Annotated in this window: 14 protein-coding genes and 4 pseudogenes; 11 read left to right on the top strand and 7 right to left on the bottom strand. The window is 62.4% G+C overall.

The genetic code is table 11. The features are described from left to right. Positions 1–135: 135 nt before the first annotated feature. Positions 136–903 (top strand): annotated as a pseudogene (locus ACYASU_RS12535) (MCP four helix bundle domain-containing protein); the annotation flags it as partial. Further along, a complete protein-coding gene (locus tag ACYASU_RS12530) occupies positions 898–1,761 on the top strand; it encodes a methyl-accepting chemotaxis protein (protein ID WP_463583019.1) in 864 nt (287 codons plus the stop codon). The pseudogene ACYASU_RS12535 and the gene ACYASU_RS12530, both read left to right, overlap by 6 nt. Positions 1,762–1,880: 119 nt before the next feature. Here the strand turns inward: ACYASU_RS12530 and fabB are convergent, their stop codons facing one another. The 4 genes and pseudogenes from fabB to ACYASU_RS12510 all read right to left on the bottom strand — a co-directional run. Next, positions 1,881–3,107, bottom strand: coding sequence for a beta-ketoacyl-ACP synthase I (gene fabB, locus ACYASU_RS12525; protein WP_133771614.1), 1,227 nt, complete (start codon positions 3,105–3,107; stop codon positions 1,881–1,883). Between the two features lie 10 nt (positions 3,108–3,117). Then, on the bottom strand, positions 3,118–3,633 hold the full coding sequence (fabA, locus tag ACYASU_RS12520) for a 3-hydroxyacyl-[acyl-carrier-protein] dehydratase FabA (RefSeq protein ID WP_192174895.1): 516 nt from the start codon (positions 3,631–3,633) through the stop codon (positions 3,118–3,120). A 207-nt stretch (positions 3,634–3,840) separates the two neighbouring features. Next, positions 3,841–4,227, bottom strand: a pseudogene (locus ACYASU_RS12515) (response regulator); the annotation flags it as partial. Positions 4,228–4,292: 65 nt separating this feature from the next. Continuing rightward, positions 4,293–5,781, bottom strand: a pseudogene (locus ACYASU_RS12510) (ATP-binding protein); the annotation flags it as partial. Positions 5,782–6,094: 313 nt separating this feature from the next. On the opposite strand from ACYASU_RS12510, the gene ACYASU_RS12505 reads away from it, so the two are divergent. The 9 genes and pseudogenes from ACYASU_RS12505 to ACYASU_RS12465 all read left to right on the top strand — a co-directional run bounded on the left by ACYASU_RS12505 (position 6,095) and on the right by ACYASU_RS12465 (position 14,225). Then, complete coding sequence (locus ACYASU_RS12505; protein ID WP_463582995.1) at positions 6,095–7,120, top strand: NAD(P)H-dependent glycerol-3-phosphate dehydrogenase; 1,026 nt, start codon at positions 6,095–6,097, stop codon at positions 7,118–7,120. A 19-nt stretch (positions 7,121–7,139) separates the two neighbouring features. Next, positions 7,140–7,460 (top strand): annotated as a pseudogene (locus ACYASU_RS12500) (DUF4389 domain-containing protein); the annotation flags it as partial. A gap of 224 nt (positions 7,461–7,684) precedes the next feature. Then, positions 7,685–8,143, top strand: a complete 459-nt coding sequence (gene sixA, locus ACYASU_RS12495; protein WP_463582994.1) for a phosphohistidine phosphatase SixA — start codon at positions 7,685–7,687, stop codon at positions 8,141–8,143. Between the two features lie 79 nt (positions 8,144–8,222). Next, positions 8,223–8,666 carry a hotdog fold thioesterase gene (locus tag ACYASU_RS12490; protein WP_074884934.1) on the top strand — a complete coding sequence of 148 codons (444 nt, stop codon included), beginning with the start codon at positions 8,223–8,225 and terminating at the stop codon, positions 8,664–8,666. 646 nt (positions 8,667–9,312) lie between these two features. Beyond that, a complete protein-coding gene (locus ACYASU_RS12485) occupies positions 9,313–10,146 on the top strand; it encodes an alpha/beta fold hydrolase (protein ID WP_463582993.1) in 834 nt (277 codons plus the stop codon). After that, complete coding sequence (locus tag ACYASU_RS12480) at positions 10,143–10,997, top strand: alpha/beta hydrolase (RefSeq protein ID WP_463582992.1); 855 nt, start codon at positions 10,143–10,145, stop codon at positions 10,995–10,997. The genes ACYASU_RS12485 and ACYASU_RS12480 overlap by 4 nt, the downstream gene beginning before the upstream one ends. A 198-nt stretch (positions 10,998–11,195) precedes the next feature. Next, positions 11,196–12,014: a DUF4892 domain-containing protein gene (locus tag ACYASU_RS12475; RefSeq protein ID WP_346626376.1), complete on the top strand. Its 819-nt coding sequence runs from the start codon at positions 11,196–11,198 to the stop codon at positions 12,012–12,014. 75 nt (positions 12,015–12,089) lie between these two features. Then, on the top strand, positions 12,090–13,010 hold the full coding sequence (locus ACYASU_RS12470) for a cation diffusion facilitator family transporter (RefSeq protein ID WP_463582991.1): 921 nt from the start codon (positions 12,090–12,092) through the stop codon (positions 13,008–13,010). 162 nt (positions 13,011–13,172) lie between these two features. Further along, positions 13,173–14,225 carry an AI-2E family transporter gene (locus tag ACYASU_RS12465; RefSeq protein WP_192174903.1) on the top strand — a complete coding sequence of 351 codons (1,053 nt, stop codon included), beginning with the start codon at positions 13,173–13,175 and terminating at the stop codon, positions 14,223–14,225. A 69-nt stretch (positions 14,226–14,294) separates the two neighbouring features. Here the strand turns inward: ACYASU_RS12465 and xopAW are convergent, their stop codons facing one another. The 3 genes from xopAW to ACYASU_RS12450 all read right to left on the bottom strand — a co-directional run bounded on the left by xopAW (position 14,295) and on the right by ACYASU_RS12450 (position 17,214). Beyond that, entirely contained in the window at positions 14,295–15,095 is an 801-nt protein-coding gene (gene xopAW, locus ACYASU_RS12460; RefSeq protein ID WP_463582990.1) for a XopAW family type III secretion system calcium-binding effector, read from the bottom strand. Positions 15,096–15,382: 287 nt separating this feature from the next. Beyond that, positions 15,383–16,465, bottom strand: a complete 1,083-nt coding sequence (locus tag ACYASU_RS12455; RefSeq protein ID WP_463582989.1) for a sensor histidine kinase — start codon at positions 16,463–16,465, stop codon at positions 15,383–15,385. Continuing rightward, positions 16,462–17,214, bottom strand: coding sequence for a response regulator (locus ACYASU_RS12450; RefSeq protein ID WP_133771586.1), 753 nt, complete (start codon positions 17,212–17,214; stop codon positions 16,462–16,464). Before ACYASU_RS12450 ends, ACYASU_RS12455 begins: the two co-directional genes overlap by 4 nt. Positions 17,215–17,604: the final 390 nt, after the last annotated feature.

Here is a 17,604-nt window from a genome sequence, read left to right as displayed (position 1 = left end):
TGGAACGGTAGTGCCACGCGCTCCGTAATGAATTATTACGAAGTACTCAGGGAATTGTCCTACAGAGCGTCATAGGTAAGCCGACATCACAGGCTACTGCTCTCTCCGGAGCAGCGTCTTGGGAAGGGATCGGATATGACCGTGAGAAACATGAACATCGCGCCCCGGGCCGCCCTCGGTTTCGGCATGCTCGCCTTGCTGGTGTTCGGTCTGGGTGCATTCGCATTGGTGCAGATGTCGAACATGCGCAAGCAGTCGGACGAAGTCGAATACAAGTGGCTGCCCAGCGTGATGGAGCTGGGCACCATGGGCCAGGACCTCATGCGGATCCGCACCCTGACGCTGCGTCTGATGCTCAACCGCAGCCTGGATGCCCTGCGTGACAATACCGCCAAGCTTGATCAGCTCAAGGCGGGACTGCAGACCACCCAGCAGAACTATGCCACCTTGATCGGATCGCCTCGCGAGCGTGAGTTGTACCAAACCTTTGCAGCCGCCCAAGAGGCCTATTTCCAGCGCCAGAACCGGGTGATGGAGCTGTCCGCCGCCAACCAGGTGCAGGACGCGATGCAGCTGGTCAATGGTGAAATGAATCAATTCGCCGACAAGATGACCCTCGCGTTGACCGAGCTGACTTCGTTGAATAAGCAGGGCGCCGGGCAGGCAAGCGATCTGGCGCGGGTGGTGTTCTCGAGTGCGGTCGGCTGGGTCGCCGGCATGATGCTGCTGACGGCGCTGATCACGCTGTTGCTGGCGTGGGGGTTGACCCGCAGCATCGTCAGACCGATCGCCCAGGCGTTGGGCATTGCTCAGGTGGTTGCAGCGGGTGACCTCACCGCACCGATCGTCGTGGAGGGCCGTGATGAGCCCGCCCGGTTGCTGGAAGCCCTCAAGACCATGCAACAGAATTTGCGCAGCACGATCATGCGCATCGCCGACTCCTCGAACCAGCTGGCGTCGGCTTCCGAAGAACTCAGCACCGTCACCGAGGATGCCACCCGCGGCCTTCACCAGCAGAGCCTTGAGATTGATCAGGCGGCGACGGCGGTCAACGAGATGACCGCGGCGGTCGAGGAAGTGGCACGCAATGCCGTGGCCACGTCCGAAGCGTCCGGTGAGTCTGACCGGATTGCTCAACATGGCCGGCAGCAGGTCAAGCAGACGGTGGCGTCCATCGCCCATCTGGCCGAAGACGTGACCGACGCCGGCGAGCAGGTGCAGACCCTGGCCCAGAAGGTGTATGGCATCAGCAAGGTGCTGGACGTGATTCGCTCGGTTGCCGAGCAGACCAATCTGCTGGCGTTGAACGCGGCTATTGAAGCAGCGCGGGCTGGAGAGGCGGGACGAGGCTTCGCGGTGGTGGCGGATGAGGTGCGTGCTTTGGCCCATCGGACTCAGTCATCGACCCAGGAAATCGAACAACTGGTGGGCGACATCCGTCAGGGCACCGATCAGGCCGTGGCCGCCATGCAAGGCAGCAACAGCCGCGCGCAGACCACCCTTGAGCTGGCACAATCCGCCGGGGTGGCGCTGGACGACATCGCTGCGGCGATCACACTCATTACCGAACGCAACGAGGTCATCGCCAGTGCGTCAGAGGAACAGGCACAGGTCGCGCGGGAGGTCGACCGCAACCTCACCAACATCCGCGACATCTCCCTGCAGAGCTCGGCCGGCGCCAACCAGACCAGCGCTGCCAGCCACGAACTGTCGCGACTGGCGACAGACCTTAATGGCATGGTTGCAGCATTCTCAGTGTGACACCTTGAGTCTTCCCGGCTAAAGCCGGTCCCACAAAAAGAAGGCCCCACGCAGTGCATTTGTGCTGGCAATAAAAAAGGCGCCCCGAGGGGCGCCTTTCTTATCTGCAACTGACTCTATTACTTGCCAGTCCAGCGCTTCATCACCAGCGTGGCGTTGGTGCCGCCGAAGCCGAAGCTGTTGCTCATCACCAGATTCAGCTCGGTGTTTTCGCGGGTCTTGGTCAGGATCGGCATGTCGGCAACGGCTGGGTCCAGCTCGTCGATGTTCGCCGAACCGGCCATGAAGTTGCCTTCCATCATCAGCATGCAGTAGATCGCTTCGTGAACGCCGGCGGCGCCCAGGGAGTGACCCGACAGGCTCTTGGTTGAGCTGATGGCAGGCGCCTTGTCGCCAAACACCTCACGCACGCCTTCCATTTCCTTGACGTCGCCGACCGGAGTGGAGGTGCCGTGGGTGTTCAGGTAGTCGATGGTGCCATCAACGGTGGACAACGCCTGCTGCATGCAGCGGATGGCGCCTTCGCCGCTTGGAGCGACCATGTCATAACCGTCGGAAGTGGCGCCGTAGCCTACCAGCTCTGCGTAGATCTTCGCGCCACGGGCCAGAGCGTGCTCCAGTTCCTCGACCACCACCATGCCGCCGCCGCCGGCGATGACGAAACCGTCGCGGTCAGCATCGTAGGCACGGGAAGCCTGTTCAGGCGTGTCGTTGCGTTTGCTGGACAGTGCACCCATGGCGTCGAACAGGAACGACTGGCTCCAGTGCTCCTCTTCGCCACCGCCGGCAAACACGATGTCCTGCTTGCCCATCTGAATCTGCTCCATGGCGGTACCGATGCAGTGAGCACTGGTGGCGCAGGCAGAAGCGATGGAGTAGTTCAGGCCCTTGATCTTGAATGGCGTTGCCAGACAGGCTGAAACCGTGCTGCTCATGGTCCGGGTGACGTAATACGGGAGAACCTTTTTGATGCCTTTCTCGCGCAGGATGTCCAGCGCTTCCATCTGGTTCAGGGTCGAAGCACCGCCAGAGCCGGCAATCAGACCGGTACGCGGGTTGGATACCATCTCTTCGGTCAGGCCGGAGTCTTCCACGGCGCTCTTCATGGCCACGTAGGCATAAGCCGCCGCCTGACCAACGAAGCGCAGGGTTTTGCGGTCGACCAGTTCCTTGAGCGGCAGGTTTGGATCGATGGAACCCGATACCTGGCTGCGCAGACCCATTTCGGCGTATTCCGGGTTGAAACGGATGCCAGGGCGACTTGCACGCAAGTTGGCGGAGACGGTGTCTTTGTCATTGCCCAAGCAGGAAACAATGCCCAGACCAGTGATAACGACGCGGCGCATGCGAATACCCTTAGAAATTTTCAGTGGAAGTGAAGACACCGACGCGCAGGCCTTCGGCGGTATAGATTTCACGGCCGTCCACGCTGACCGAACCGTCGGCGATCGCCAGGTTCAGCTTGCCTTTGAGGACGCGCTTGATGTGAATGTTGTAGGTGACTTTCTTGGCGGTCGGCAGGACCTGACCGAAGAATTTCACTTCGCCCGAGCCCAGTGCGCGACCGCGGCCCGGCAGGCCTTGCCAGCCGAGGAAGAAACCGACCAGCTGCCACATGGCATCGAGGCCCAGGCAGCCCGGCATCACCGGATCACCTTCGAAGTGACAGGCGAAGAACCACAGGTCCGGGTTGATATCGAGTTCGGCGACCAATTCACCTTTTCCGTACTTGCCGCCTTCTTCGCTGATGTGGGTGATGCGATCGACCATCAGCATGTTGGGGGCGGGCAATTGCGCATTACCTGGGCCGAACAGCTCGCCGCGACTGCAGCGCAGCAGATCTTCCCGGGTAAAGGCGTTTTGTTTGGTCATGCGAACTCCTCGATAATCCTGTGCGGCAGGGTGTGGCGTTACTTACCCAGTCTGGCCAGCGGGTCATCCCTCTGCTGGCAGCCTACTCATAGACTATTGCGTTGTAGTGAAAGTCACAGCACGGGTGAAATGAAAGTACACCTGTGCACTGAAATTTTTCGACCGCGCGTGGGCGTGGGTCGAATCGGCACACAAGACTGCCGGAATTTATCCTTTACCGCCAGTCGCAGATGCCTTAATGGTCAACCATCGCTGCAAAACCTGCTGTAAATCAGTACGTTTGAATGGCTTGGCCAGGTAATCGTTCATTCCGGCTTGCAGACAGATGTCCCGGTCGCCGTGCTGGGCGTTGGCGGTCAGGGCAATAATGGGCAACGTCGCCAGCCCCGGCAGCATTCTGATTCGGCGCGTGGCTTCGTAGCCGTCCATGACCGGCAGTCGGCAGTCCATCAAAATCAGCGCAAAGCTTTCCCGGCTGGCCATGTTCACCGCTTCAACGCCATCCGCCGCCACGCTCACCTGCAAACCCAGGCTGCGTAGCATCGCCTCGACCACGGTGCGATTGACCGGGTTGTCCTCGACCAGCAGCACACAGGCGTCGCGGCTCTGGGGCATTTCGCCGACGCCGCCGGACGTGGGTTCTATCACTGGCGGCTGAACCCGCTGCAACGGGATTTTTAACTGAAACACCGAGCCGAGTCCTTCACTGCTCTGGGCCTGCAGTGACCCGCCCATGCGTTCGGCCAGGTTGCGCGCAATGGGCAGGCCCAGGCCGGTGCCGCCATAGCGACGGGAGATGGAGTTGTCCGCTTGCTGAAACGCGTCGAACATCGATTCCAGCAGGTCCGGAGAAATGCCGATGCCGCTGTCGCGCACCGCGCAGGTGAACAAAATGTGCTGCGGGTTGGCGAGGGTGAAGTCCGCTTCGACGCGCACGCTGCCGAACTCGGTGAATTTCAGCGCATTGCCGATCAGGTTGACCAGAATCTGCCGGATGCGCGTCGGGTCGCCCTTGACTTGTAGCGCCTCCATCGACGGCGGCAGTTCCAGTTCCAGTGCCAGACCGCGCTGCTGTGCGTTGTGGGCAAATGCCTGAACCGAGGTGCTGATGAGGTCGGCGAGGTTGAACGAAATGCTTTCCAGTTCCAGCGCATCGCGTTCGAAGCGGGAGAAATCCAGAATGTCGTTGATGACCCGCAGCAGGTGCTCGGTGGATTCCATGGCCAACGCGGCGTATTCAGCCTGCTCATCGGTCATCTTCGTGGTTTCCATCAACTGCAGCATGCCCAGTACGCCATTCATGGGCGTGCGCAGTTCGTGGCTCATCATGGCGAGGAATTCGGACTTCGCGTTGTTGGCACGTTCGGCTTCTTCGCGGGTGCGGATGAGCTCGTCCATTGCCTGCTTTTGCTCGCGGCTGGCCTTCTCAAGGCCCAGGGCCAGATTGTTGATGTGTCTGGCCAGATCGCCCAGCTCGGCATCGTCGGCAACCGGCAGCGGGGCCGAGTAATCGCCCTGCTGGATGGCTTTCACCGCCGCGCTCATGGCGCTGATCGGCTGGGACAGGCTCAGCGACAGGCGTCTGGCCAGCATGTAAGTAAAGAGAAGGGCGAACATCGCCAGTACACCGGCCTTCAGCAATATCTCCTGCTCGCGCTGGTTAAAGGCATCGCTGGACATGCCCACCAGCACCCGTCCCAGATAGCCTTCCACCGGCACGCTGGGGTCGTCACCGGAACCGGCTTCGTTGGCACTTTCGAACGGCTGCGCGGACCTGTCCGGCTGCAGGCGGATAGGCGCCTGGAACACTTCCATCTGCCGCGAATGCCCTTGTTCCTCGGCGGGTTCGACATGAACCAGCACCTTGCCGGCACTGTTGCGCACTTCGAGAAAACGCACGTGGGGCGTGTTCATCGTGGCGTTCATGAGGTTTTCCAGGACGGCGTTATTGCCGACGATGACCCCATATTCCGACGCGGGCGCCAACTGGTTGGCGATGAGTTGCCCGGTGTGATTGAGTTCCTGTCGCAGGTCCTGAATTCGCACCACAGTAAAGAAGCTGATTAGCAGGAGGGTCAGCAATAACGCGGGGCCCAGGCTGAGGATCTGCGTCCGGGTGCTGATGTTCCAGCCGCGCTGAGCCGTCACGACGCGATTCCAGCTGGCCGGATTCGCAGGATGTACCGAGGGTCAGGCATGGCAACGCCTGACGGGGCACGGGAAGTGAACGCTTGGTGTCATGTCACTGATCTCTTCGGGAACGACCTGACGATAGCTCATCGGCGTCGCTGAGGAATTTTCATCTCGGGGGCGCATCTTAACCGAGCTGTGGGCAATTTCCTCGGCAAGAGTGGGGGATCGGCTATAAGTTCGTGGGGGCACCTTTTGCCGCTGGCCCCGAGACTAACGCTCCGTATAATGCCCGCATCGCCAGATGTGATGGCCCTGAATGGATTGTTTTATGACCCAGCAGCAACCAATAGCGGTCCTTGGCGGCGGCAGCTTCGGGACCGCAGTGGCCAATCTGTTGGCCGGCAACGGTCATCGGGTGACGCAGTGGATGCGCGATCCGGAGCAGGCCGAGGCGATCCGGACGAACCGCGAGAACCCGCGCTACCTCAAGGGCATCAAGGTGCTCGACGGCGTCGAGCCGGTCACCGACCTGCACGCCACTTTGCAAGACAGTCAACTGGTGTTCGTGGCGCTGCCGTCCAGTGCGCTGCGTGGCGTACTGACCCCGCATGTCGATCTGCTCGCCGGCAAGATGCTGGTCAGCCTGACCAAGGGCATCGAGGCCGACACCTTCAAACTCATGAGCGAGATCCTCCAGGATATCGCCCCCGCTGCGCGGATTGGCGTGCTGTCCGGGCCCAATCTGGCCCGGGAAATCGCCGAATACGCCCTGACTGCGACTGTGGTTGCCAGCGAAGATGAAGACCTCTGTCAGCAGGTTCAGGCCGCGCTGCACGGTCGTACCTTCCGCGTGTACGCCAGCGCCGACCGTTTTGGCGTGGAGCTGGGCGGCGCGCTGAAAAACGTTTACGCCATCATCGCCGGCATGGCGGTGGCGCTGAACATGGGCGAGAACACCAAGAGCATGCTGATCACCCGCGCGCTGGCGGAGATGACCCGCTTTGCGGTCAGTCAGGGTGCCAACCCGATGACCTTCCTTGGGCTGGCCGGTGTCGGCGATCTGATCGTCACCTGTTCGTCGCCGAAGAGCCGTAATTATCAGGTCGGTTTTGCCCTGGGGCAGGGCCTGAGCCTGGACGAAGCGGTGACCCGACTGGGCGAGGTCGCGGAGGGCGTCAACACCCTCAAGGTGCTCAAGGCCAAGGCGCAGGAACTGCAGGTCTACATGCCGCTGGTGGCAGGGCTTCACGCCATTCTTTTCGAGGGCCGCACGCTGGAGCAGGTCATCGAGCTGCTGATGCGCGCCGAGCCCAAAACCGACGTCGATTTCATTTCAACCAGTGGTTTCAACTGATCCCCACACGGAGAAGCTCTTGAACGAATCAAAACTCAAGCAACACGAATCGATCCTGCTGCGCATCTTGTGGATGGTGCTGTTTGTGCTGGTCTGGCAAGTGGCGGAGGTGGTGCTGGGGGTGGCTGTCCTGGTGCAGCTGGTTTACCGCCTGTTCAATGGCGCGCCGAGCCTCAGCGTCATGTCGTTCGGCGACAGCCTGAGCCAGTATCTGGCGCAGATCGGTCGCTTTGGCACCTTCCACACCGACCAGAAGCCATGGCCGTTTGCTGACTGGCCTGCGCCGCGTGCTCCTGAGGGCGAGGCGCCGCATGTGGTGGTTGTCAAGCCGCAACCGGCGCCTGCCGCGGCTGAGCCGACGCCCGTCACGCCTCAACCGGTGCCAGTGACTCCGCACCCGGTTCCCGCCACGCCGCCGGTGGTTTCCGAAACCCCGCAGGTGGTGGTCGACACGTCGCCCCCTGTTGCCGATGCATCGTCCTCTGCGCCGGTTGGCCCGTCGGTTACTCCGCCGGTTGGCCCGTCGGTTACTCCGCCGGTTAAGCCCGACGAAGAGCCGAAACCGTGAAGCTCTGGATTCTGCGACACGGCGAGGCGAAACCTCAGGCCCGTACGGATGCCGAGCGAGAGCTGACGGCCAAGGGCCGCGAAGAGGTGTTGCGCAGCGCCGCTCACCTGATGGGTCAGCCGCTGCAGCGGATTATCGCCAGCCCCTATGTGCGTGCTCAGCAGACCGCCGAGCTGGTCCGTCAGGCCCTCGGGTTCACCGATGCCATCGTGACCGTGCCGTGGCTGACGCCAGACTGCAATCCGCACAAGGTGCTCGAGCAACTGGATGCGTACAGCGCGGAGAATGTGTTGCTGGTCAGCCATCAACCCTTGGTGGGCACGTTGATCGGGCTGGCGGTGCATGGCTCTTTGCAGCAGGCGCAACCGATGCACACCGCCAGTCTTGCTCGGCTTGAGGCGGATTTGCCCCTTGCCGGTGCGATGGAACTGGTGGTTGTTCGGCACGCTGAATGATGGGGCGGTAAGCAGTTTGCTCAGCTCGCCCTGTTGCCTTTGATATGTATTGATGACTCTCTAATAACAAGGAAGAACCATGAGTGTATGGCGTAGCCCTCCGGACCTTGACGCGCTTAATGCGAAGCAGAAGAACACCATCGGTGAGGTGCTGGATATTCGGTTTGAAGCGGTCGACGATCGGTCTCTGACGGCGAGCATGGCGGTGGATGAGCGCACTCATCAGCCTTACGGTTTGTTGCACGGCGGCGCGTCGGTGGTGCTGGCGGAGACGGTGGGGTCTACGGCCAGTTATCTGGTGATTGATACCGATCGGTTTTTTTGTGTCGGGATTGAGGTCAACGCGAACCATTTGCGCGGGGTGCGCAGTGGGCGGGTAACGGCGGTGGCGCACCCGGTGCATATCGGGCGCACGACCCATGTCTGGGATATTCGTCTGACGACGGAGGACGGCAAGGCCTGTTGTATTTCCCGGTTGACGGTGGCGGTGGTGCCCCATGGTGAGCAGCCTCCGTCTCGCTGATGGTTGGGCGCTTGACGCCAAGATCAAGGGCGTCGGCCTAACGGCCTCGGGTTTCGCCTTCGGCGAGTTACTTGGAAAAGCACCCCAAGTAACCAAAGGTGCCTGCTCCTGGTTGGGCCCTTCGTTCCTCAGGGTTCCTTCACTCCGGTCTCGCTCCGTGGGCCCGCCGCCATCCGCCATCCATGGCGGGGGGCGGCTCTCGCGGCATCCATGCCGCTCGGCCCACTGCGCGAGACCTGCGTTCAGCCTGCACCCAAGTCGCGATTGGCGGTGTTTGAGCCATTTGCGTACGAAGATCAAAAGCGCGTTTGCCCAGATCAAAAGCTTCCCGGCTGAAGCCGGTCCTACGGTCGGAGTTGTCGCTACTCCCACTGGCTGCACGCGCTGCTGTGAGTAGGACCGGCTTTAGCCGGGAAGAGGCAGGATTGGGCACCATCAATCTTACGGTCCAGCGCTCGATCGTTCCCACGCTCCGCGTGGTAATGCCGCCTCAGACGCTCTGCGTCTCTGCCGTGGCGCTCACACCCACCCAGATAAACCTCCCCATGACCGGAGTGGCCTCATCGATGGCAGTTCCGGTCATTGCCGCGCTTGGCGGGCGGTGCGCACAATCGCGGCTTGTTCTGGTTGCTCTGGGTGTGTCGGCATGTCTCAACTTCTGTTTTTCGCTCACGCCAATGGCTTTCCGTCGGGTACGTACGGCAAGTTGTTCGCGGCGCTTGGGCCTGAGTTCGAGATTCGTCATCTGGAGCAGCATGCCCATGACCCGCAATTTCCGGTGACGGACAACTGGCCGGAGCTGGTGGATGAGTTGATTCATCATCTGCGCGAGCAGGCGCAACCGGTGTGGGGCGTAGGCCATTCGCTGGGTGGTGTGCTGCATTACCACGCGGCGCTGCGTCATCCTGAGTTGTACCGCGGCGTTGTGATGCTGGATTCACCGGTGCTGACCCGGTTCGATCAGTGGATGATTCGGGCGGCCAAGCGCTTCGGGTTTATCGACCGCATCACGCCTGCCGGCCGGACATTGGGGCGTCGTGAGGTGTTCAGCAGCGTCGAGTCGGCGCGGGATTACTTTGCCGGCAAGTCGCTGTTCCGGCGTTTCGATCCCGAGTGTTTCGAGGCGTATCTGCTTCACGGGCTGCAAGCCGATGGCGACGGGCTGCGCTTGCGTTTCGACCCTGCCACCGAAATCAGCATCTACCGCAGCGTGCCCCACACCAGCCCCGGTCTGGCCCGTCAGTTGCGAGTACCGTTGGCGATGGTGCGCGGCGAGAGCAGCGATGTGGTGCGGCGCCACCATGCGCTGTCGGTCAAAAGCATGCGCGAAGGCGAGTATCTTTCCGTGCCCGGCGGGCATATGTTCCCGCTTGAACATCCCGAGGACACCGCCCACATGCTCAAAACGCTGTTTTCCCGCTGGACGGCCAGAGCTGAAGGCGCAACCACTGACGCCGCCCTGCAACGAGCCCGTGCATGACCTGCTCGGTGGAAGAGATCCGCCTGAGCCTGCCCCATATCGAGCTGGCCGCTCATCTGTTCGGTCCCCAGGACGGCATTCCGGTAATCGCTCTGCATGGCTGGCTGGACAACGCCAACAGCTTCGCGCGGCTGGCGCCCAAGCTTGAAGGGCTGCGGATCCTGGCACTGGACATGGCCGGGCATGGCCACTCCGACCACCGCCCGCCGGGTTCGGCGTACGGTTTGCCGGACTACGCCCACGACGTGTTGCAGGTGGCGGGGCAGATGGGCTGGGAGCGGTTTTCTCTGCTGGGGCATTCCCTCGGGGCAATTATTTCGGTGATCGTCGCGGCGGCGGTCCCCGAACGAGTTAATCGTCTGGCCTTGATCGACGGGTTGGTTCCGCCGGTGGGCGAGCCCGAGTCTGTGGTCGAGCGCATGGGCGCGGCGCTGCAGGCGCAATTGACCCAGCAGAGCAAGCGTAAGCCCGTCTACCCGGACATGGACCGGGCGGTGGAGGCGCGGATGAAAGGCATGGTCGCGGTCAGTCGTGAGGCCGCCGAGCTGTTGGCCCTGCGTGGCTTGATGCCGGTGCCGGGTGGTTACACCTGGCGCAGCGACAGCCGACTGACCTTGCCCTCGTCGATTCGTCTGACGCGAGCGCAGGCGCTGGCTTTCGTCACGGCGGTGCGCTGTCCGGCACAGTTGATCGTGGCCGAGGAGGGCATGCTTGCGCAGAACCGGGAGCTGCTCGCCAGCGTTCCTTTTACGGTGACGTCCTTGCCGGGCGGGCACCATCTGCACCTCAACGACGAGGCGGGGGCGCGCTCTGTTGCAGACTGTTTCAATCGCTTCTTCGCCGTGCCTTGACTTGCGACCTGCAACTGCCGAGGCTGGGGCAGTTGAAACAGGAGACTGCACGATGGACCACTGCCCACGCCGCACCGTTTTATTTTCATGCTCGCCGCGCGTTGTCGCGGCTTTGTTTTGCCTGCCGATTACGTCCACGGGTGCTTTGCCTGCTGCATTCGCCGCCGCCTCGCCGATTGCCCTGCCATGAGCGCCTCCATGACGTTCACCCGCACGCTCGCGCTGACGCTGCTGCTGACCGGCTTCAGCGCCGCCATCCAGGCGGCCGACGTTCCCGGCAGTCAGGATTTGCCCAATCTGCCGCGACTGACAGACGCGGAAATCGTTGATTATCGGCCTGCCGTTGAGCTGGAACGCATTTACCCGCTGGGCTCGATTCGCAAGATCAGCGGCCAGTTGCGCTTCGACGGGCAAGTGTCCGGGCGCGGCAACGTCACCGCCATCACCTACCAATTGCCGGTCGAGCACAGCGCCGACGAAGCGTTCACCGCCGCCCGCGAAGCGCTACAGCAGCAGGGCGCGCAGCTGTTGTTCTGGTGCCAGGCGCGGGATTGCGGCGAAAGCAGCCTGTGGGCCAACGAGGTGTTCGGCAATGCCAAGCTGTATGGCGCCGACAACGGTCAGTCCTACTTGCTGCTGCGCCTGGCCGCGCCGGCGGACAACACACTCGTGGCGTTGTACGGCATCACCCGGGGCAACCGCCGGGCTTTCCTTCACGTCGAGCAGTTTCAGTCGAGCACGCCGTTGGGGGACTTGCTGCCGACTTCCGCGACCCTGTTGCGCGAGCTGAAAAGCACCGGCGAGCTCGAACTGCCGATGCTGACCGCTGAGCCGCAGGAGCCGTGGATCACCTTGCTGTCCCGTGGCCTGAATCTGGACAGCACCTTGCGGGTTACGCTTTCCGGGGATCAGCGCGAAGCGTGGCGTCAGGCGCTGGTGGCCAAAGGCGTACGCGCTGCACGAATGGAAGCGGGCGACCGGAAAAATCCCGGCCTGACCCTCGAACTCATCCGCTGAAGACCGCAGAGCCAGGTTTGGTCTGACTTCACCGTGTGTTTACAATGCAGCCCTCCAATCGTACCCGTGAGTCAGATGACAGAGCCAAGCGTGCTTCGCCTTTCCATTATTGTGACGTTTGCTCTGGCTATTTTTGGGGTGGTGTTCGGTCTGCTGACCGGGTCTGCGTCGATTATTTTTGACGGCGTATACACCCTTATCGACGCAATCATGACGAGCTTTGCACTGGTCGTTGCCAAGCTGATTGCCTTCTCTCACAACGATGTCGGTCGCGCCCGGCTGACCAAGAATTTCACGATGGGGTTCTGGCACCTTGAGCCCATTGTGCTTGGTTTGTCCGGGACTTTATTGGTTGGCACCGCTGGCTATGGCCTGATCATGGCCGTCGGCAGCCTGATGGCGGGCGGGCGACACCTGGACTTCGATCTCGCGCTCATTTTTGCTTTTGTGGCCCTTGTCAGCGCGGTCGGAATGATCATCTATGGCCGACGAGCAAACAAACGCCTCAATTCAAGCTTCATCGCCCTGGACATAAAAGCCTGGACAATCTCCGCTGCAATGACCGGCGCTCTGTTAGTCGCGTTCCTGACCGGCTCGATTATCAGGGGCACAGAGCTGGAATGGTTATCGCCTTACATAGATCCAGCGGTGTTGGCGCTTGTCTGCCTCATCGTTTTACCCTTGCCTCTGCCGACGATTCGTGACGCTCTCGCAGATGTTCTGCTGGTGACCCCGCCAGAAATGAAGAAAAGAGTCGATGACGTTGCCAGCGATGCTGTCCAGCGACATGGCTTCCTTTCCTACCGTGCCTATGTGGCCCGGGTGGGGCGCGGGAGGCAGATCGAGATTTACTTCATCGTTCCACCGGGCTTGCCGCCACGCTCCCTGGAGGCATGGGATCTGATCCGGGATGAAATTGGCGAAGAGGTCGGAGGTACCGGCCCTGATCGTTGGCTGACAATCGCTTTTACCGTTAATAAAGAATGGGCTGAGTGATAGAAGGTCAATTCGCTCGCAAACACCGGTGGACAGGTCTTAAGCACGCATAGACCCGTCTCGGTTCCGTCCTGAAGGCTGGCGTGGGTGTGAGCGCGCGGCGGGCTGCGTGGTTAGACGGTATGCTGCTCGGATTAACCCCCCTCTTTTGCGGAATGAACGATGTTCAATAACGATCGCCTGTTGGTGCAGATTCTCCTGCTCGCGCTGCTCGGCGCCTGCCTGTGGGTGATGGTGCCGTTCTGGTCGGCGCTGTTCTGGGGTGCGGTGCTGGCGTTTGCCAGTTGGCCGCTGATGCGTCTGTTGACCCGCGCGCTCAAGGGGCGTGAGTCCCTCGCGGCGGCGATTCTGACGCTGGGGTGGATGGTGCTGGTGCTCGCGCCGCTGGTCTGGCTGGGTTTCAATCTGGCGGACCACGTGCGCGACGCAACGGCGTTCGTCAAGGACGTGCAAGTGGACGGCCTGCCGGATCCACCCACTTGGCTGGCGGGCGTTCCGCTGGTGGGCGAGCGGTTGGTGGGTTACTGGAACACCATCGACCAACAAGGCGCGGCGCTGCTGGTCAGCGTCCGGCCTTACCTCGGGCAAGTAGGCAACTGGCTGCTGGCGCGCAGTGCGCAGATCGGCGGCGGCATTCTTGAGCTGACCCTGAGTATCGTCTTCGTGTTCTTTTTCTACCGCGACGGGCCGCGGGTGGCGGCGTTCGTGCTGAGTCTGCTGGAACGGCTGATCGGCGATCGCGCGCAGTACTACCTCGATCTGGTGGCCGGCACGGTGCAACGGGTGGTCAACGGTGTGATCGGCACGGCTGCGGCGCAAGCGGTGCTGGCCCTGATCGGTTTCCTGATTGCCGGCGTGCCGGGCGCTCTGGTGCTGGGCATCGGCACCTTCCTGCTGAGCCTGGTGCCCATGGGCCCGCCGCTGATCTGGATACCCGCCACGGCGTGGCTGGCCTGGAGAGGCGATTACGGCATGGCGATTTTTCTCGGCTTGTGGGGCACCTTCATCGTCAGTGGCGTCGATAACGTGCTCAAGCCGTACCTGATCAGTCGGGGCGGCAACCTGCCGTTGGTGATTGTCTTGCTCGGGGTGTTTGGCGGGTTGCTGGCGTTCGGCTTCATCGGCCTGTTCATCGGCCCGACCTTGCTGGCGGTGGCCTACAGCTTGCTGCTGGACTGGGTCGGCGACAGCCGCGCGCGGCAGCCGGTCAAGTAATTCACACCCGTAAAAAGCACGGGCATAAAAAACCGCCGCCGAGCTCAGCCCGGCGGCGGTTTTTTTTCGTCAGGCCGAGGTGCTGACGTATTTGCCGGACGTGGCGTTGCTGTTGAGGTTGTAACGGTCACTGAGGGCCGCGACCATGCGGTTCAAGGCTTCGGTGGCCTGTGTGGTGGTTTGCGAAGTGGCTGTTTGGCTAGCGGCGGTCTGGTTGCTGGAGGACGAGGTGCTGGCGGAATTCGTCGTGCCCTGCAACGCGCTGGTCAGTTCGGCCGCGGTGATGCTGCCGTCACTGTCGCTGTCCAGGCTGCTGAACAGGTCACTGGCGTCTTCAGCAGGGGTCGGAGGCGGCGGTTGTTGGGCCTGCAGGCTGGCGGTCAGTTCGTCGAGGCTGACGGTGCCGTCCTTGTTGGTGTCGAGGGCGTCGAACACCTTACTGCTGTCGGCGCTGCTGTCCGAACTGCTCAACGCTGTGGTCAGTTCAGCGCTGCTGACCGTCCCGTCGCCGTCGCTGTCCAGCGCACTGAGCAGGTTTTGCGCTTCGTCTTCGGAGGACGCGGCGTCCATCTGCATCGGCGGTGGCGGCGGAGGCGTCAACGCAGCCAGTTCGTCGGCGTCGAGGCTGTCGTCGTCATTGCTGTCGAGATCGCCGAACGCCTTGCTCAAGCTGACGGTAATGCCGTCTTTGGAATCCGAGGAAAGCGACGAGCTCAGCTCGTCCTTGTCGATGCTGCCGTCGCCGTTCGCGTCGAGTTTCTTCAATAATTCGTCGGCGAACTTCTTGCTGTTGGCTGTGCTGGTGGTGCTGCTCGTGCTGGCACTGGTGTAGCTGGAATAACTGCTGCTGCCGCTGACGCCTGTGATCATCGGACTGACTCCCCATCAGATGGATAATGCCGGGCGGTGCTCCGGCTTATGCAGCGTCAGGGCAAGGCGTGTCGTGGGTGTGTTGGGTTTGTACCGGCGGAGTTACCTGAGCGCTTGCGTCAGGCTTCGCTCAGTGGGACCGGCTTTAGCCGGGAAGAGGCCAGTCAGAACACCGTCAGATTTAGGGTGTGACGCCTGACGAATTCCCGGCTAAAGCCGGTCCCACAATGGGCTCCATCGCCAGTACCACCGAACTCACCCGGTCCCATCCTGCTGATGGCTCCGGGTCAGATTCGCGGCAGATCCAGCACGGCGGTCAGGCCGCCGCCGCGGGTTTTTTCGAGGCGCAGGTCGCCGCCCATTCGGCGCGCGGCTTCCCGGGCGATGGTCATGCCGATGCCGACGCCGCCCGAGTTGCGATTGCGCGAGCTCTCGACGCGATAGAAGGGCTCGAACACCACTTCACGCAGGTCTTCAGGAATGCCGGGGCCGTGATCGATGACGCTGACCCGCAGGCGATCGCTGGCGTCTTCGATCTCCACCCGCGCGTGCCCGGCGTAACGCAGGGCGTTGTCGATGAGGTTGTTCAGGCACGAACGCAGGGCCATGGGCTGGGATTTCAGTGGCCGGCATGTGCCGCTCGCCTGAATGTCGTCACCGTTGTCTTGGGCGTTTTCGGCGAGGGATTCAATCAGCGCCTGCACGTCGAAATACTGCAGCGCTTCGCTGGTGCGCTGTTCGTTGAGGTAGGTCAGGGTCGCGTCGAGCATGCCGATCATGTCGTTGAGGTCCTGGCTCATCTGCCCGTGCAGCCGCGGCTCGTCGATCTGCTCGACCCGCAGTTTCAGACGCGCCAGCGGCGTGCGCAGGTCATGGGACACGGCGGCGAGCATGCGCCCGCGCTGTTGCACCTGTTCGCGAATGCGCTCCTGCATCAGGTTGAACGCCTGCGCCGCCTGACGTGCCTCGCGAGGGCCATTGGCGGCCAGGGGCGGGCTGTCGAGGTTTTCGCTGAGGCGCTCGGCCGCTTCGCTCAGTCGGCGGATCGGCCGGCTCAGGGCCTTGGCGCCGAACCAGGCGGCGAGCACCAGGCTGATCAGCTGGAACAGCAAGGGCACCAGCGGAATGCCGAGCATCGGTGGGCGGCATCCTTGCGGTGGAGGAGGGCGCTGAAGGTCGTCGTCCGTTGCAGCGTCGCGTTCGGGTGGCGGTTGCATCTGGCTTGCCATCGGCCGATCGCAACCGGGCGGGGGCGGCATTCTGGGGCCGTAGTGGTGAAACCAGACGAATGCGAGCAGGTGCGCCAGGACGATCGCCAGCATTGCCCCGCCAAACAGCCGGGCAAACAGGGTATCGGCCGAGCGGATCAACCAATCTCCCGGGCGTCGAACATGTAGCCTTCGCCGCGCACGGTTTTGATCAGTTGCGGTGATTTCGGGTCATCGCCGAGCTTCTGCCGCAGGCGCGAGACGAGGAGGTCGATGCTGCGATCGAACGCTTCGATGGAGCGGCCCCGGGCGGCGTCGAGCAGTTGTTCGCGGTTGAGCACGCGACGCGGCCGTTCGAGGAAGACCCGCAGCAGGCGGAATTCGGCGTTGGACAAGGGCACGACGAGGCCGTCCGGCGCGGTGAGTTGGCGCAGGACGCTGTTCAGGCGCCAGTTGTCGAAGCGCAGGGTGGTGCGTTCTTCGGTGCGGTCATCGCGGACGCGGCGCAGGATGGTCTGGATCCGCGCGACGAGTTCGCGGGGCTCGAAGGGTTTGGCCATGTAGTCATCGGCGCCCAGTTCCAGGCCGATGATGCGGTCGGTGGGTTCGCAGCGGGCGGTGAGCATGAGGATGGGGATGTCGGAGGTGCTGCGCAGCCAGCGGCAGAGGGAGAGGCCGTCTTCGCCGGGGAGCATGAGGTCGAGGACGACGACGTCGTAGGTGTCTTCGGTGAGGGCCAGGCGCATGGCGTTGCCGTCGGTGACGCCGGTGCTGTGGATGTTGAAGCGGGCGAGGTAGTCGCAGAGCAGTTCGCGGATGGGGATGTCGTCGTCGACGATGAGGGCGCGGGTGTTCCAGCGGCGCTCTTCGCTCGGCGCGGTGGCGGTGGTGCTGTCGGGTGTTGTCTGCATGGTGCTGCCGCCGTGTGGTGCTGCCGAGTGGGCCGCGGGTAGGAGTCGACGCTGCCATGCTACTTCGCTGGCGAGCGGGGCGGAAGGGTGAGGGGGGCAGGTGTCGGTGGATTGTCTTGAATGTATCAAGGTCGGTACACGGCTGACCTGCCGTGCTTCGTATCAAGATCAAGATCAAGGGCGTCTGCCTGGGGGCAGACTGTTTCGCCTTCGGCGAGTTACTTGGAAAAGCACCCCAAGTAACCAAGGGTGCTTGCTCCTGGTTGGGCCCTTCGTTCCTCAGGGTTCCTTCACTCCGGTCTCGCTCCGTGGGCCCGCGCCGAACGGGCATCCATGCCCTGACGGCGCTCTCGCCGCATCCATGCGGCTCGGCCCACTCCGCGAGACCTG

The organism is Pseudomonas sp. HP_12, from assembly GCF_055283955.1.
This window is presented reverse-complemented; position numbering and strand designations above follow the sequence as displayed.

Excerpts from the sequence above, each read along its gene's own strand:
- ACYASU_RS12530 (WP_463583019.1), top strand. The coding sequence starts at position 898 with ATGCAACAGAATTTGCGCAGCACGATCATGCGCATCGCCGACTCCTCG.
- fabB (WP_133771614.1), bottom strand. The coding sequence starts at position 3,107 with ATGCGCCGCGTCGTTATCACTGGTCTGGGCATTGTTTCCTGCTTGGGC.
- fabA (WP_192174895.1), bottom strand. The coding sequence starts at position 3,633 with ATGACCAAACAAAACGCCTTTACCCGGGAAGATCTGCTGCGCTGCAGT.
- ACYASU_RS12505 (WP_463582995.1), top strand. The coding sequence starts at position 6,095 with ATGACCCAGCAGCAACCAATAGCGGTCCTTGGCGGCGGCAGCTTCGGG.
- ACYASU_RS12490 (WP_074884934.1), top strand. The coding sequence starts at position 8,223 with ATGAGTGTATGGCGTAGCCCTCCGGACCTTGACGCGCTTAATGCGAAG.
- ACYASU_RS12485 (WP_463582993.1), top strand. The coding sequence starts at position 9,313 with ATGTCTCAACTTCTGTTTTTCGCTCACGCCAATGGCTTTCCGTCGGGT.
- ACYASU_RS12480 (WP_463582992.1), top strand. The coding sequence starts at position 10,143 with ATGACCTGCTCGGTGGAAGAGATCCGCCTGAGCCTGCCCCATATCGAG.
- ACYASU_RS12475 (WP_346626376.1), top strand. The coding sequence starts at position 11,196 with ATGACGTTCACCCGCACGCTCGCGCTGACGCTGCTGCTGACCGGCTTC.
- ACYASU_RS12470 (WP_463582991.1), top strand. The coding sequence starts at position 12,090 with ATGACAGAGCCAAGCGTGCTTCGCCTTTCCATTATTGTGACGTTTGCT.
- ACYASU_RS12465 (WP_192174903.1), top strand. The coding sequence starts at position 13,173 with ATGTTCAATAACGATCGCCTGTTGGTGCAGATTCTCCTGCTCGCGCTG.
- xopAW (WP_463582990.1), bottom strand. The coding sequence starts at position 15,095 with ATGATCACAGGCGTCAGCGGCAGCAGCAGTTATTCCAGCTACACCAGT.
- ACYASU_RS12450 (WP_133771586.1), bottom strand. The coding sequence starts at position 17,214 with ATGCAGACAACACCCGACAGCACCACCGCCACCGCGCCGAGCGAAGAG.